The sequence below is a fragment of the Bradyrhizobium sp. S3.3.6 genome (assembly GCF_040546905.1).
Classification (GTDB): Bacteria; Pseudomonadota; Alphaproteobacteria; order Rhizobiales; family Xanthobacteraceae; genus Bradyrhizobium; species Bradyrhizobium cytisi.
Window position 1 is genome coordinate 394,683 of sequence record NZ_JBEPOT010000003.1, and the last position, 14,840, is coordinate 409,522.

12 protein-coding genes, 1 tRNA gene and 1 pseudogene are annotated in these 14,840 nt (G+C 60.5%); 6 read left to right on the forward strand and 8 right to left on the reverse strand.

What is annotated here, in order from left to right; genetic code table 11:
* Positions 1-43: 43 nt before the first annotated feature.
* The 3 genes from ABID59_RS10745 (at position 44) to ABID59_RS10755 (ending at position 903) form a co-directional block, all read left to right on the forward strand.
* Positions 44-235, forward strand: coding sequence for a hypothetical protein (locus tag ABID59_RS10745; protein WP_354083371.1), 192 nt, complete (start codon positions 44-46; stop codon positions 233-235).
* 50 nt (positions 236-285) lie between these two features.
* A complete protein-coding gene (locus ABID59_RS10750) occupies positions 286-459 on the forward strand; it encodes a hypothetical protein (RefSeq protein ID WP_354083372.1) in 174 nt (57 codons plus the stop codon).
* Positions 460-627: 168 nt separating this feature from the next.
* On the forward strand, positions 628-903 hold the full coding sequence (locus ABID59_RS10755) for a hypothetical protein (protein ID WP_354083373.1): 276 nt from the start codon (positions 628-630) through the stop codon (positions 901-903).
* A gap of 897 nt (positions 904-1,800) precedes the next feature.
* Here ABID59_RS10755 and ABID59_RS10760 read toward each other — a convergent pair.
* The 4 genes and pseudogenes from ABID59_RS10760 to panD form a co-directional block, all read right to left on the reverse strand.
* Complete coding sequence (locus ABID59_RS10760; RefSeq protein ID WP_354083374.1) at positions 1,801-2,001, reverse strand: hypothetical protein; 201 nt, start codon at positions 1,999-2,001, stop codon at positions 1,801-1,803.
* Between the two features lie 596 nt (positions 2,002-2,597).
* Positions 2,598-3,448 (reverse strand): annotated as a pseudogene (gene panC, locus ABID59_RS10765) (pantoate--beta-alanine ligase).
* Positions 3,449-3,455: 7 nt separating this feature from the next.
* Entirely contained in the window at positions 3,456-4,286 is an 831-nt protein-coding gene (gene panB, locus ABID59_RS10770; protein ID WP_354083608.1) for a 3-methyl-2-oxobutanoate hydroxymethyltransferase, read from the reverse strand.
* 71 nt (positions 4,287-4,357) lie between these two features.
* On the reverse strand, positions 4,358-4,813 hold the full coding sequence (gene panD / locus ABID59_RS10775) for an aspartate 1-decarboxylase (protein WP_354083375.1): 456 nt from the start codon (positions 4,811-4,813) through the stop codon (positions 4,358-4,360).
* A 1,033-nt stretch (positions 4,814-5,846) separates the two neighbouring features.
* Here panD and ABID59_RS10780 point away from each other — a divergent pair.
* On the forward strand, positions 5,847-7,373 hold the full coding sequence (locus ABID59_RS10780) for a site-specific integrase (RefSeq protein WP_354083376.1): 1,527 nt from the start codon (positions 5,847-5,849) through the stop codon (positions 7,371-7,373).
* 249 nt (positions 7,374-7,622) lie between these two features.
* Here ABID59_RS10780 and ABID59_RS10785 read toward each other — a convergent pair.
* The 4 genes from ABID59_RS10785 to ABID59_RS10800 all read right to left on the reverse strand — a co-directional run bounded on the left by ABID59_RS10785 (position 7,623) and on the right by ABID59_RS10800 (position 11,535).
* Positions 7,623-7,698: transfer RNA gene (locus ABID59_RS10785), tRNA-Lys, on the reverse strand.
* Positions 7,699-7,865: 167 nt separating this feature from the next.
* Entirely contained in the window at positions 7,866-8,462 is a 597-nt protein-coding gene (locus ABID59_RS10790) for a Spy/CpxP family protein refolding chaperone (protein WP_354083377.1), read from the reverse strand.
* A gap of 227 nt (positions 8,463-8,689) precedes the next feature.
* A complete protein-coding gene (locus ABID59_RS10795) occupies positions 8,690-9,691 on the reverse strand; it encodes a TRAP transporter substrate-binding protein (protein ID WP_354035340.1) in 1,002 nt (333 codons plus the stop codon).
* Between the two features lie 281 nt (positions 9,692-9,972).
* Positions 9,973-11,535 (reverse strand): 2-isopropylmalate synthase, encoded by a 1,563-nt coding sequence (locus ABID59_RS10800; RefSeq protein WP_148755988.1) that lies wholly within the window; start codon positions 11,533-11,535, stop codon positions 9,973-9,975.
* 1,211 nt (positions 11,536-12,746) lie between these two features.
* On the opposite strand from ABID59_RS10800, the gene ABID59_RS10805 reads away from it, so the two are divergent.
* Entirely contained in the window at positions 12,747-13,970 is a 1,224-nt protein-coding gene (locus tag ABID59_RS10805) for an SMP-30/gluconolactonase/LRE family protein (protein ID WP_354083378.1), read from the forward strand.
* Positions 13,971-14,065: 95 nt separating this feature from the next.
* Positions 14,066-14,809, forward strand: coding sequence for a 3-deoxy-manno-octulosonate cytidylyltransferase (locus ABID59_RS10810; protein ID WP_354083379.1), 744 nt, complete (start codon positions 14,066-14,068; stop codon positions 14,807-14,809).
* Positions 14,810-14,840: the final 31 nt, after the last annotated feature.

Genomic DNA, 14,840 nt, shown 5'->3' on the forward strand with positions numbered 1-14,840 from the left:
ATGGGGATAAAGAGGTGCAGTCTTCCCAAACGGAGCGGATGCCGTGTTGCTCTCCGAGGCCATTGCGGCGCTTCGTGAGTTGGTCTCACGCGCGCAAGACGCCACAGACGAGTCGTTCGACGACGGCCATTCGGTTGATACTTGGAAGAGCGAGGAATTCCGTGCCGCGATAGAGCGTGCTGAAGCGGTGATCGCGAAGGCGGAAGCTGCCATAGCTGAGCCCGGTAGAGAGTAGGAGCTCGTTGCTGTCGGCGCTCTCACATGCCGGCTATGCGGAAGAAAAGCATGACCTATGTTTTGATTGTCGTCAGCTGGCTCGGCGTTGCCAATGGCGCCGTGATATCGACGCAAGAATTTTCGAGCGCGGAGCGTTGCGAAACAGCCCGGACGGCTCTGATGGAATACGCGAAGGCACGCAGCACCGACGAGACGCTGAGGCCCCTCTGCGTGCAGAAGTAAAAGAGCCGAGCGGACTGACGCGCGTGCCCGAATTCGGCTGAAAGCGTCTTCGCGTTTAGCCCACGCTTACCAGCTGCACGATTTTTTTCGGTTCTTTGACCTTGATCAATGGTCCGAGCACCGGTCCATGGAGCGATCTAAATTCACTCTCACAGGACGGAGACTATCATGAAGTGCGACATGCTCACAAAAATATCACTCGCGGTTGCCGTGGTCGCCGTCGGAGTGTCTGGTTCAATTGGCTGGTCGGCCGACGAAGGCCTTTCGCTCTCGCTACGCCGGGCAGAAGCACGGGTCGGGCGCCCCTTGACACCCGTGTCAGTCGCCGGCGTTGCACGCCGCACCACCAGACGCGCGGTCGTGGGAGGCGCCGCCGTCGGCGCGGCCGCAGTCGGCACGGCGTGTGTCCGCGTGCTGGTCAACGGCAGTTATGTCTGCCGCTGATAGCGGTCATTCCGGCTTAACACGACATCCTGCAGCAATCCGCAGGCGCGGTTCCGGATCGCGTGCTGTTGGTTGAGGCCAACTATGTACGACCGAGCCGGGATCACAGCCTACAGCGGCTCTGGCTTTGCTTGAGCCGCAACGGGGCGATTGTGGAGACCGGAACGGTATCGGCTCTGCCAGCTGCCGAGGAGCCTGCTGTTTTATTTTTGCGAGCTAATACCGAGCGTCATCTTGTTGGTATTTCTGTTGGTATCGGCAGCAATTGGCGACAGAAATTATTTCAAATTCAATTAGTTATGGCATTATGCGATTGTCGGCCAGGGACAGCTCTCGGCATAAGAGCCAAGACAATTCCAGGAGCTGGTTCGAGATAAGTGCGACCGGAATCGAACCGCCGACGCTCGCTCGAATCGAATAGCAATGCCCGGCGGTGATCGCCCACCGTCCGAACCGGCAACCGCACCAGTTTCGCACCAGAAACGACCTCACCGAAGCGTAACAAACACGATCGAAGGGAGCTGAAACCGGAGCAAAATCAACGAAGCTGATCGGTAGTCTGCCGCTCATAACGGTCTGGTTGCCGGTTCGAGTCCTGCCCCACATATCGGGACATCGCCCGCGCTAGATCTTTGACTAGTCTCCTTCACCCTGCGGCTCTGAAGGCGCCATTACTTCGTACGTTGAACGCCGCGCAATTGCTCGCAACTGGGTGGGCTTCTTTCCTGCTCAACCTTCGAGGAGGTTCTTTTAGTCATCCGCCAACTGCGGCTGCCCAGCTGGAGTCATAATGAGCGCTCAGAAACTTCATTGCGACGACAGCGACGAGAACGCAGATGATTTGCAACAACGTTCTGGTCGAGAACACTTTATTGAAGAGCGTCATGATGCCGCCTTCTAGCGCTGGTGACCGAGCCGGATTCCAAGCTTGAGCGCCTTTTGGCGGAGCGAGCCTTCGGAGCGTTTTATGAGCTTCGCAATTTCTGCAACCGGGGTCTTCGCTTTCGAATGAGCGCGCAGTTCCTTCACGTCAGCCTTTGTGTTTTCGCGTCGCACAGGTTTCTTCTTCGTCGCCGTCTTCTTTACCGTCTTCGCCACTTTTCGCTCCTCAAATCGAGAGTGGGCGTACTAGCACAGCCGCATTGAGGCGCAACCGATCAGTTGGCTCTATCTACTGGTCCGATGTGTGTGCCTCTCTCAGCAGATGCGGTCGATATTTCCAGCCGCCGAATTCTGAGAGGGCACGATGATGCGGTGGTGGCAGGACGAGTTCGATCGCCCGAGGGAGCGCTGTCGTGCCATCAAAATGAGCGCCTGAGGGAAAGCGTTCGAAGTGGGTTATCTGGCTAACAATTGCCTTCGCCAACGTGCTTTTGCCGAGCTCATTCGGCACGATACTTGATATTCAGCGCCCCTTCGGCGATTTCGATTGTTGCGTTGTCGATCCTGTTGCAGTTCGATATCTTGACTAACAATCCGGATAGATCAGCGCTCTACAGAGGGAGAGGCTTTCCGGTCCGAGTCTCAGACGGATACCAAGGCGTTACCTAGACTCTTCGAGCCCTTAGGTCGCTATTCTTGCGGTGGGCGCACCAGGGCTCGGACCTGGGACCCGCTGATTAAGAGACGGCTCCCAGCCATTACCGCTTCACCACTGCTCGCACGGCTCCGAGGTCATAGCCAGCCCGTCGCCGCTACCGCGCAGATACTGCGAGCAACACGTTATCGATCAGACGCGTCGAGCCGATGTAGGCTGCGGCGCACAAGGCGGCAGGCCGATGTAGCAGACTTTCAGCTGGCTCGAGCGTATCGGCGTCGACAAGCTCAAGATATTGCAGCCGGTCAACGTCCTCCAAATGCCGCTTGGCGATCGCAAGCAGCTCTTTCGCATTGCGCGCTCCCGCCTGAAACTCAGCCACCGCGGCGAAGAGACCACGACTGATGGCAAGGGCGCGCCGACGTTCTTCCTCGCTGAGATAGCGGTTGCGACTACTCATCGCCAGTCCGTCGCTTTCGCGAATCGTAGGGACCGTGACGATCTCAATCGGAAAATTGAGATCAATCACCATGCGACGCACGACCGCACATTGCTGAAAATCCTTCTGTCCAAAAACGGCCACGTCAGGCTGCACCATGTTGAACAGCTTGGACACCACAGTCGCTACACCACGAAAATGACCCGGCCTGAAGGAGCCGCACAGAGGTTTCGCGAGCTCGCCAAGTTCGACAAAAGTGTGGAATCCCGGCGGATAGACCTCCTGCGCTTCCGGTGCGAAGAGGATCGCGGCACGGCATCGTGGCACAGCTTCTCATCTCGCGGGAAGTCGCGCGGGTAGACGCTGAGGTCTTCATTTGGGCCGAACTGGGGGGGATTGACGAAAATGCTTACGACTGTGATATCGCATTGCATCTGGCTTGCTCGGACAAGCGTCAGATGGCCATCGTGCAGATAACCCATTGTTGGCACGAAACCGAAGCGCTTTCCACCTGAGCGCGCCTCGTTGATGGCGCGGCGAAGCTCAGCGACTTTTGTGATCGTTTGCATCGTTGCTTCAGGCCTTCACGCTGGGCGGCGCCCAATTTGCGATTGGTTCGGCAAGGGCCTCGGGAAGACGGTAAGATTCCTGCGATCTCGGGAATGCTCCGCTACGCACATCTGCTGCCCAGTGTGAGAGCGCGTCCTGCAACAATTGAAACCCGTCGGTATAGGCACGAACGAATTTGGGACGATGCACCCGAGTTAGCCCCAGCACATCATGGAATACGAGCACCTGGCCCGAGCAGCCAGAACCTGCGCCGATCCCGATGGTCGGTATTTCGAGGGTCTCGGTCGCCCGCGCGGCGAGCTCGGCAGGAATACCCTCCAGAACCAAAGCGAAGCATCCCGCTTCCTGCAGTCGGTAAGCGTCATCGAGCAGGCGTAGAGCGTCATCGGCGCTCCGTCCCTGCACTTTGAAACCACCCATAACATTGACGCTTTGGGGGGTAAGACCCAGATGGCCCATCACAGGAATTTCGCAATCGACCAGGGCGCGCACTATTTCGATGCGTTTGGCGCCGCCCTCGAGTTTGACCGCAGCTGCGCCACGCTGCAGGAATCCGCCGGCATTGCGTATCGTTTCCTCGATACCGAGGTGAAAACTGAGAAACGGCATATCGGCGACCAGCAAAGTACGTGGCCTAGTGCGGGCAACCGCTTCTAGGTGATGGTTCATCATCGCCATGCTGACCGGCAGCGTGTTGTCGAATCCAAGGCAAACGTTGCCGACACTGTCGCCGACTAGAGTGATATCGACGACGGAATCGGCAATGCGTGCTGTTACCGCATCATAGGCGGTGGTCATGACGAGACGCCGCCCCTCCCGCCTCCACCGCTGCAGCATTGGAATCGTCACGCACTCAACAGGCTGGCCGGAAACGTGGCTCACTTTAGATCTCCGATCTGCTGACGACCTCAATTCGATTCTGCGGCGCGAAGCGGTATGGCTTTGATATCGCCTGAGTCGCCCACGATCTCGAAGCGGTAACGCCCCGAAGGCTCTGGAGTGACCACGTATGTCAGGCGATCGGTAATCTGGTTGCTGCGATCAAAAGTGAGAATCTTCGGCCTGAGCTGAACCATCCGCGTCTCGTCCAGGTAAGTTGAACTACAGACGATGATCTGGTCGCCTTCTTGGCAGGTGCGTGCGGCGGCCCCGTTCAGGATGCAACAACGCGAGCCGCGTGGCCCAAGAATCACATAGGTCGATATACGTGCCCCGGAATTCTTGTTCCAAATCTCCACGAATTCCATCGGCAGAATGCCAGCTTCATGACAATGATCCGGATCGAGTGTGATTGAACCGTGATAGTGAAGATTGGCTTCCGTAACATGGATACCATGCAGCTTGGCCGCGAGCACTTTCCTCATTTGAGAATACCCATTGAGCTTGCACGCATCGGCAGGAAACGACGCCCTCTAAAAGGGCGGCAAGCAAACGCTGTCAACATGTCGCAGAAAAAAGAAACGTTCGGCTAGAGAATGGCGTTTCGACGCATCGAAATCTCTAATGATCGCGCCATCATTAATTGGAATCCCTCGGCGGCAAAATCCATCATGGGAAAGCTGAGCAAGGGCCCCGTTTGCTCCCTTCCCGGCCCATCAAGTACGGCGACAAGCGCTGACAGCCCACATCTCGCTGTTGTACGCTGGGCTATGCTCTTTCACGACTTGACTGCTGTTGTCGTTCCGCTGCCTTGAGGCATTTTATCGCGCCTGTCTCGGATTGTTCCGTTGCGGGAGACAGGACTTGATCCAGGGACGTTAAGTTTATGGGTCTGAACGTCGAGCCTCACCCATACCAGCTTCTCACCAGAAACAGCGCGAACGAAACGCACTAGCTAATCGATAGCCCCTGATTGGGGTCTGGTTGCAGGCTTGCAGAAAGCGGGCAAAGATGCCTCTTTCATCCCATTTGCGCTCCAGGCTAGCCGAATCTTCTATGAGGGGCACATGCCCTATTCACCTTTGATTTCGTCTGCTCCCATACCAACGACATCGGTGAAAGGAGCAAGAAGCGATGCGGCGTTGCGCGATGCCAAATAGTTCAAGGGAGATGCTTGCACCCTACTCCTCGACAGAGGTTGCATTCGCGATAGGCGTCTCACTGGACGTATTCTATCGCACACGCCAAATTCGGCACGAGCGCGACGGCTTGCCAGCACCGATCAGCGAACGTGGGCCCCTCAAATGGGAACGTACTGGGTTCGATGCGTGGTTGACACGCCATCACCCCATGCGCCCCAAGACGATCGCCAATGACGCATTCCTGCCACCGCCGGCGGCAAGCGACCAAGAACATCGCGAGCGGCTGAGAATGGCCTACGGAGATCATGGCGCTTGACATTCAATATGGTGCTGATTCCAATGCGTGTCTTCCCCCACTTCGGCACCGAGGCTTTCTATGGCCGATCCGAAATTTCCCTATGTCAAGTGGCGTGACGGCCGGCCGCGCTCGTCGCATGGCGCTTACGCCAGGGCGCTCGGCTTTGTCGATTCCGACCTGCGCCATCTGCCGCACGACGAAAAGGGCCGCCCGGTCGGCGCGTGGTTCAATCTTCAGGAGGCCTCCGATTTTTCTGACAAGCGAAGGGCAGAGATCGAAGCGGCGCGGCGCGCTGGCAAGCTTCCGAAAAAGGTTACCGTTCGGAAGCGTACCACGATCGAGGACCTTCTGGACGACTGGAGCAAATCGGCCGAGTTCAAAGCGCTGTCGGCGGCCTCGCAATCATCCTATCGCAAATCGATCTCTGCCATCCTGTACCGGCCGCAGACGCGCGAGGCCGCTGCGAAAATGCGCGCCAAGATACGCGCCGCTAAGCTGCTCGGATTAGCCGAGCCCGCGCGCGAACTCGAACCGATTGCCACCGCCACGCCATCGTCAATTGGCAAGCCGGAGCTACGTGCGTTTTATAACTACGCAAAATCGGCGCGGGGGCACCACATGGCGCTGGCGATGATCGCCACGCTTTCGTCCGCGTTCACGTGGGGACAGGAAAGCATCCTTTGGCGTCTCGGATCCAACCCTCGGGAGGGCATGGAGTTTGATCATCCGGAGGGCCGGATCGTACTCGTCACGATGCCGGAGTTCTCTGCGTGGGTTGCCGCTGCCGATGCAATCGAACGTTCTTCGATCGGCGACAGCTTCTATCTCGCACTATTCACCGGGCAACGTCAGACAGATCGCCTGATCATGCGCAACGAAAGCGACGTCGAAGGACGACATGCCTTCCGGCAGAGCAAGACTGGCGAACTCGTCGATATTAAGGAGGCTCCTCAGCTTACTACACGGCTAAATGCGGCGCGGGCGCGGGTGAAGGCGCTCAAGCTTCGGCTTCAACTTGATGCGGTTCCGGCCGAACTCGTCGTCAACGAGGATAATGGCGAGCCATATGACGAGAGTACCTATCGACATTGGGCGTCGACGGCACGTGCCGTTGCCGTATTCGGCTTCCTTTCACGTGATACCGTACGCCAAGCGATCGTTCGCTCGGAGCGATTGACCACCGAACTGAGCAGAATCGTCGAAGGACTATTCGCACCTTTCCCGCTTGATGAAGGGAACAAGGCGCAGCGCGCACGCGCGGTCGATCAGCGCGCGCGAGTGCTGGCGGAATGGTTGGATGCGCAGGCAACGCGCGACTGCAAGGGTGACGATACGGCCTGGTTTCTGAAGCCATGCCCATCGCTCATGTTCATCAATGGTGCCGGCGAGCTCGATCAAAAGCATGATCAGGACCTGCGCGATACCTGCGTTATGTTACTCGATCGTGCCGGCTGCGACCTGCTGACGATCTGCGACATCACCGGGCACTCGTACCGAAGCGCGCAGACTATTGTGAAGCATTACCGTGCCCGGAATGCCAAGCGCGCCGATGCTGGCATCGACCGGCTCGAGTTGCAGGTGCGCAAAGAAGGGATGAAGGGCTGATCGCAGAAGTGCCGAATCTTCGTTCGTACAGTCTGGATGGCTCAGCGTAGTCGATACCGCCCGCCGTTCTGGCGATCGGCTGCCGAGCGTTGCAGCGCGGTTCTATTTCTAGTTAGCTATAGTGGTTGAGAAGAACATCGAAGACTCGTCGCACGCCGTGCGACGTTCGACCACAAGAAACGTCGCACGAGACCCATTTTGTTCTCGGCGACTTCTCCGCGAAGGGCTTAGAAAATAAGGGTTTTCCAATGGTGGGCGCACCAGGGCTCGAACCTGGGACCCGCTGATTAAGAGTCAGCTGCTCTACCAACTGAGCTATGCGCCCGAAAGGCGGTCAATGCCTTGCGAGGCCGGTCGTTTAGCAAAGCGATCCGGGTCTGGCAAGCGATGTGGCGCATGTTTTCCAAGGTTCTTCCACAGCCCCGGAAATGCGAAAAGCCGCCGGATTCCAGCGGCTTCTCAGAGGTTAATACCCGGGGAATCCCGGTGCGCTCACAGGCGCCCTTCCCGATCCGGGCCGCCGTCGCGGTCGCCGCCGCGGAAGTGGTCCATGCCACGCTCCATCATGCGGTCCATGCCGCGTTCCATGAAGCGGTGGGGCGGGCCGTCCTCGCCGCCGCCGAACGGGCCGCGGTGGCGGGTCAGCAGGGCGAGGCGCCGCTTCTGGCCGTCATCCAGGGTCTTGTAGAGCGGATCGGCGGCATCGGCGATCTTCTTCAGGGCCGCGGAGGTGGCGCCCATGTCCTCGGCGCGCTGGCGCAGGCGGGCGACCGGATCCTCCGGCTTGTCGGCATCCTTCGAAGCATCGCCGGGGCCGGCATTCATCCGCGCATTGGCGCGGTCGATGCGCAGCTTGGCGAAGTCGCGCACGGCGGCCTCGACTGGCGGCCACAGCTTCTCCTGGTCGGCGTTGAGCTTCAGCCCGGCATGGACGGCGGCGATCCGCGCGTCGACGAAGGCGGCGCGGTCTTCGGGGTTCATGCGGATGTGGCGGAAGTGCTCCATCCACGGGCGATGAAATTGGGCATAGACCGCGCCCGACCCGGCGATGCTGAGCACGGCGATGGCGGCGATGGTGAACTTCCTCATGACGTACCTCCTCTGGAAGGATGTCCCGAAGATGAGGGTCGCGAGGCCAAGGTGCAACTTACAACTTGGACAGGGAGGGCGTTCTTTCAGAGGTATAATTCACTTGAACGTCCGTTCAGCCACCGCCGGACATCATTCGCAACAAAAAAGGGCCTCCGTGCAGCCCGCACGGAGGCCCACCTTCATATTTCGTTTGGATTCGCTCGACGTGCGCTCGGTTCGTCGTGCTAGTTCGTCGTGCTCTTCGATTCCTTCAGGAACTCATCGATCAGCGGCTGGCCGACGCGGCTCGCCGCATCCTTGTAGACCGGCTCCATCGCCTTGCGCATCGCCTCGTCCTGCTCCGGCGTCAGCTTGATGATCTCGCTCTTGCCGCTCTTCTTGATCTCGGCGAACGCGTCATCGTTCTCCTTCTGCGACTGCGCGTTGTTGAAGTCGGTCGCTTCCTTCATCGCCTTCGACAGCTGGTCGCGGATGTCGGCCGGCAGATCGTCCCAGAACTTCTTGTTCACGATCACGACGTAGCCGATGTAGCCGTGATTGGTCTCGGTGATGTACTTCTGCACCTCGTGCATCTTCTGGGTATAGATGTTCGACCAGGTGTTCTCCTGGCCGTCGACCACGCCGGTCTGCAGTGCCTGGTAGACTTCCGAGAACGCCATCACCTGCGGTAGCGAGCCGAGCGCCTTGAACTGCGCCTGCAGCACGCGCGAGGACTGGATGCGGAACTTGACGCCCTGATAATCGGCCGGCGTCACCAGCTTCTTGTTGGCGCTCATCTGCTTGAAGCCGTTGTCCCAATAGGCAAGGCCGGTGATGCCCTTGGAGTCCAGCAGCTTGAGCAGTCTTGCGCCGAGCGGGCCTTCCGTCACCTTCCGCAGCGTCTTCAGGTCGGGAAGGATGTACGGGAGATCGAACACCTCGAACTCACGGATGCCGAGCGGGCCGAACTTGGAGTTGGACGGCGCCAGCATCTGCACGCTGCCGAGCTGAAGCGCCTCGAGCTCTTCCTTGTCCTTGTAGAGCGACGAGTTCGGATAGACCTCGATCTTGACCTTGCCGCCGGTGTACTTCTCGGCGAGCTCCTTGAATTTCTCGGACGCCTTGCCCTTCGGGGTGTCGGTCGCGACGACATGGCTGAACTTGATGATGATCGGGTCGGCGCTGGCGGGGCCGGCAAAGGTCAAGGCCAATGCCGCGACGGATGCCGCGATCGCGAAGGTGCGCATAATCTCTCCCTGTTGTTTTTGGGCCGCCCGGCGCGCGGGTGGCCTGTCCTCATGCCGGGAGCATCAATACAGGCCGCCGCCCATGCGTGCTATTGGCCGTTAGCAGGGCAGCTATTCATAGAGAACGCCGTAAGCGCCGCTGTGCTCCCTCTCCCGCTTGCGGGAGAGGGGCGGGGAGAGGGTGTCTCCGCGAGCGAGAGCCCCCAAGAGGAGAGAACCCCCACCCGCCACGCTTCGCGTGTCGGCCTCTCCCGCAAGCGGGAGAGGCGAAGACAGCAGCATCAGCTTGCCGCGGCCGTCGTCACGGTGTCGCGCTGGCGCTTCATGACGATCTTGTTGAGCGCGCCGAGATAGGCTTTTGCGGACGCCACCAGCGTATCCGGATCCGCCGCCCGCGCCGTCATCGCACGTCCCTCATGCGACAGCCGCACCGACACTTCCGCCTGCGCGTCGGTGCCTTCGGTCACCGCGTGGACCTGGTACAGCTCGAGCTTGGCTTCGTGCGGCACCAGGCGCTTGATGCAGTTGAACACGGCATCGACAGGACCGTTGCCCTCGGCCTCCTCGATCTTGATCTGGCCGTCGACGTCGAGCTTCATGGTCGCGCGCTGCGGGCCATGGGTGCCGGCGATCACGGTCAGCGAGGTCAGCTTAATGCGGTCGTGCGACGCCGCCATCTCCTCGTCGACCAGCGCCTCGATGTCCTCGTCGTAGATGTCCTTCTTGCGGTCGGCGAGCGCCTTCATCCGCGTGAACGCATCTTCCAGCTGGTTCGGACCGAGCTTGTAGCCCATCTCCTCCAGCTTGTGCACGAAGGCATGGCGTCCGGAATGCTTGCCGAGCACCAGCGAGGATTGCTTCAGGCCGACCATTTCGGGCCGCATGATCTCGTAGGTCGAGGCGTCCTTCAGCACGCCGTCCTGGTGAATGCCGCTCTCATGCGCGAACGCGTTCCGGCCGACGATGGCCTTGTTGTACTGCACCGGGAACGAGGTCGCCGCCGACACCACCTTCGAGGCGCGGGTCAGCTGCGTAGTGTCGATCTTGTTCCAGAACGGGAATTTGTCGTTGCGGACGTTGATCGCCATCACGATCTCTTCGAGCGCCGCGTTGCCGGCGCGCTCGCCGATGCCGTTGATGGTGCACTCGACCTGGCGCGCGCCGCCGACCACGCCGGCCAGCGAGTTCGCCACGGCCATGCCGAGGTCGTTATGGCAGTGCACGGAGAACACCGCCTTGTCGGAGTTCGGCACGCGCTCGATCAGCGTCTTCATGAAGTGGGTGTATTCGTCGGGCGTGGTGTAACCGACGGTATCGGGGATGTTCACCGTGGTGGCGCCGGCCTTGATGACGGCTTCGACGATGCGGCACAGATAATCCATCTCGCTGCGGGTGCCGTCCTCGGCCGACCATTCGACGTCGTCGATCTGGTTGCGGGCGCGCGCGACCATCGCGACCGAGGTCTCGAGCACCTGCTCCGGGGTCTTGTTCAACTTCACCCGCATATGCAAAGGCGAGGTCGCGATCACGGTGTGAACGCGGCCGCGTTTCGCAAATTTCACGGCTTCAGCGCAGCGGTCGATGTCGGCCGGGTGCGCACGCGACAGGCCGGCGATCACGGCGTTCTTGGAGCGGCGGGCGATCTCGCTCACCGCCTGGAAGTCGCCTTCGGAGGTGATGGGGAAGCCGGCTTCGATGACGTCGACGCCCATATCATCCAGCAGCTCCGCGACCTCGAGCTTCTCCTCGAAGGTCATGGTGGCGCCGGGGCACTGCTCGCCGTCGCGCAGTGTGGTGTCGAAAATGATGACGCGGTCCTTATCGGACTTGTTCGCGGGGGCCATTATCAAATTTCCTTTTGAGCTTTCGCGCCGACAGTCTGCTGGGCGCTTGAGGTGTCCGGTGATCTCGACCAACCCCTGAGCGCCCAGGCGCGTGGCGCCCAGCCGGCCCTCAGGGGCAAGTAAGAAGAAGCCCGCCGATCAGGAGGGTGGGCAGCAGCGCGGCCGGGATCGTGGCGGCGGCCAGAGCCACCTCCCTCGAAATCCCATCGATTTGGCCGCGAATCAGCATTGCCAGACCCTTTTGAGCCCCAAATCCTCGGGCAAAACCGTTGACGGTTGGTTGCCGGGAGGCTCAGTGCGTCGTTTCTAGACGAGAAATGACCGCAACTGCAACGCCAAAAGATGGTCAGCATGGGTGACCCACCGCTTCACGGTGTCATCCCGGCGAAAGCCAGGAACATGCCGCGAAGGTCTATCGATGGCTGACGGTCTGAACGACCGGTCTTCACCAAACTTCTGCCTTGGATAGTCAGTCCTGCTTTCGGGAGGACGACGATAGGAGGTGTTGCGCGCAACTTCCTCAACGTCATTGCGAGCGAAGCGAAGCAATCCAGAGTCTTTCCGCGACGGGCGGTCTGGATTGCCTCGCTTCGCTCGCAATGCCGGAATTGCTTTTGTGAGTGCGGGCCATGCTCACCATCATCGTTAGGGCGCATACCTCCAGCGACAACCGCGTCGCGGTCACGCAAGGATGACGGTCGAGCTTGTTGTCTCTGGAAAGCTACCCCGTACGACGCGAGCGGGCCCTGCTTTCCCAGCGATCCAGCATCTGGCCGAGTTCACCGAGGGCGGGGGACGGAGTTTCGTTGGTGTTGGCGGGAACGGTGGGGCTAAGCCAGTCCGGTTGCCTATAGCCGCCCGAGCGGCGAGCCGATGCACGCCGTTTGCGGGACTGGAAATCGCGCGTGAAATAGCCGGCCGCATACGCGATCCCGAGCAACACGATCAATGTAATGATACCCTGCACCATTTGCTGCGGCCTTTCTCCCAAGGTTTTCTGCGCAGCAATAGAGGCGACGTCAAGGCTTGACGGGGCCCAAACTGGGGCTCGGTTAATTCCCCGAAGGCACGCGAATTGTCGCGTCACACCGGGCCGAACAGCGGTTCACACATATTCCTGGCCGCCCTCGCAACCGGGGATGAATGGGACTAACCTTGCACTTGCTCGGCCGGATCAACCGGCTAGCTGAACATGACCCGGGAGGACGCGAATGACACGCCAACAGCAGCGTGAGCAGGATGTTGCGCTTTCACGACGAACGCTGGTGCAGGGACTTGCGCTCGGTGCCGCGGCCACGATCGCCGGAACGGGCGCCGCGCTGGCCCAGACCGGACCTGCCGCCCCGCCGACGACGATCACCACACCGCCGCGCGACTTCGGCCCCCGCGGCGCACCGACCACCTATTTCTGGGACCCCGATATCATCGCGGTCGATCCGTCCTTCAACGATCTCGCGCAACCCAACACCGCGATCAAGCGGCTCTACACCGGCGTGCTCTGGGCTGAAGGTCCGGCATGGAGCGCGCAAGGCCGCTATCTGCTCTGGAGCGACATTCCCAACAACAGGCAGATGCGCTGGAGCGAGGACGACGGCCGCGTCAGCGTATTCCGGGCGCCCTCCAACAATTCCAACGGCAACTCGTTCGACTTCCAGGGCCGTCAGCTCTCCTGCGAGCATCTGACCCGGCGGGTGACGCGCTACGAGCATGACGGCACCGCCACCGTGCTGTGCGACAATTACAACGGCAAGAGGCTGAACTCGCCGAACGATGTCGTCGCGCATCCCGACGGCAGCTACTGGTTCACCGATCCGCCCTATGGCGGCCAGCTCTATGAAGGTGAGCCCGATGCGGCGGGCGGACCGAGCAATGCGCCCGGCAAGCTCAACCCGCGGATCGGACAGCCGGCCGGCTTTACACCTGGCAAGCGCGAGCTGCCGACCAATTGCTATCGCATCGATCCAAGCGGCCGTGTCGATCTCGTCGTCACCGAGGAGCAGGTGCCCGATCCGAACGGCCTGTGCTTCTCGCCCGACTTCAAGAAGCTCTACGTCGTGTCGACCGGCAAGGGACCGGGCGACACCGGCCCCGGCGGCAAGGGCGAGATTTTCGTGTTCGATGTCGGCAGCGACAACAAGCTGTCCAACCTGAAGAGCTTCTCCGATTGCGTGATCGACGGCGTGAAGTGCGGACCCGACGGCGTGCGGTGCGACGTCAACGGCAATGTCTGGGCTTCCAGCAATGCCGGTCGCGCGGTCGGCTATAACGGCGTGACGGTGTGGTCGCCGGAGGGCAAGCTGCTCGGCCGCATTCGACTGCCGGAAGTCTGCGGCAACATCTGCTTCGGCGGACCGAAGCGCAACCGCCTGTTCATGGCCGCGAGCCAGTCGCTCTACGCGGTGTTCACCGCGACGCAAGGTGCGGGGCCGGGCTGAGCAGGCGTGAGCTGAATTGCGACGAGGCGCCAGCGTGCCCGCTGGCGCCTCAAACATGCGCGCTACGTTGCCCATTCAGGAAGCGGAAGGTTTCGATGCGTCCGATCGTGATCATACCCACCCGGCTCGGTTCGACCAGGCTCCCAGGCAAGGCGCTGACGGATATCAACGGTCAGCCAATGATCGTCCACGTCTGGCGAAGAGGTCTCGAGGCCGATATCGGCCCCGTCGTCGTTGCCTGCGGCGATCAAGCCATCCTGGAGGTCATCGACGATTTGGGCGGCCGGGCCGTCCTGACCGACCCAACCCTCCCGACGGGGTCGGATCGTGCGCACGCGGCACTGCAGTTGATCGACGCGGAAGCGGCATACGATGTCGTCGTTGTCCTTCAGGGTGACCTGCCGACCATTGATCCGGCGACGATACGTGCGACCATGGAGCCGTTGGCCCGGCATGCCGATTGTTCAATTGCCACGCTGGCCACCGAGATCGAGGATCCGATCGAGCTTCAGGCACCGAGCGTTGTGAAGATCGCCCTTGCGATCCACCCGGGAGAAACCATCGGTCGCGCGGTTTACTTCAGCCGGGCCGTGATCCCCTCAGGAGCGGGGAAGCACTATCATCACGTCGGCATGTACACCTATCGACGCGAGGCGCTGACGAAATATGTCAGCCTCGCACGCGGCGCCCTCGAGCAGCGCGAAAGCCTTGAACAGCTCAGAGCGATCGAGCACGGCATGCGGATGGATGCGAAGGTGATCCAGACGGAGCCGTTGGGTGTGGACACGCTGGCCGATCTCGATCGCGCCCGAGAACTTTTGGCATCCAGGTCGATCTAGTCTCCGCAGGCAACACGTGACTTCCAGACAG

Excerpts from the sequence above, each read along its gene's own strand:
- ABID59_RS10750 (WP_354083372.1), top strand. The coding sequence starts at position 286 with ATGACCTATGTTTTGATTGTCGTCAGCTGGCTCGGCGTTGCCAATGGC.
- ABID59_RS10755 (WP_354083373.1), top strand. The coding sequence starts at position 628 with ATGAAGTGCGACATGCTCACAAAAATATCACTCGCGGTTGCCGTGGTC.
- panB (WP_354083608.1), bottom strand. The coding sequence starts at position 4,286 with ATGCTGCAGCGGTGGAGGCGGGAGGGGCGGCGTCTCGTCATGACCACC.
- panD (WP_354083375.1), bottom strand. The coding sequence starts at position 4,813 with ATGAGGAAAGTGCTCGCGGCCAAGCTGCATGGTATCCATGTTACGGAA.
- ABID59_RS10780 (WP_354083376.1), top strand. The coding sequence starts at position 5,847 with ATGGCCGATCCGAAATTTCCCTATGTCAAGTGGCGTGACGGCCGGCCG.
- ABID59_RS10790 (WP_354083377.1), bottom strand. The coding sequence starts at position 8,462 with ATGAGGAAGTTCACCATCGCCGCCATCGCCGTGCTCAGCATCGCCGGG.
- ABID59_RS10795 (WP_354035340.1), bottom strand. The coding sequence starts at position 9,691 with ATGCGCACCTTCGCGATCGCGGCATCCGTCGCGGCATTGGCCTTGACC.
- ABID59_RS10800 (WP_148755988.1), bottom strand. The coding sequence starts at position 11,535 with ATGGCCCCCGCGAACAAGTCCGATAAGGACCGCGTCATCATTTTCGAC.
- ABID59_RS10805 (WP_354083378.1), top strand. The coding sequence starts at position 12,747 with ATGACACGCCAACAGCAGCGTGAGCAGGATGTTGCGCTTTCACGACGA.
- ABID59_RS10810 (WP_354083379.1), top strand. The coding sequence starts at position 14,066 with ATGCGTCCGATCGTGATCATACCCACCCGGCTCGGTTCGACCAGGCTC.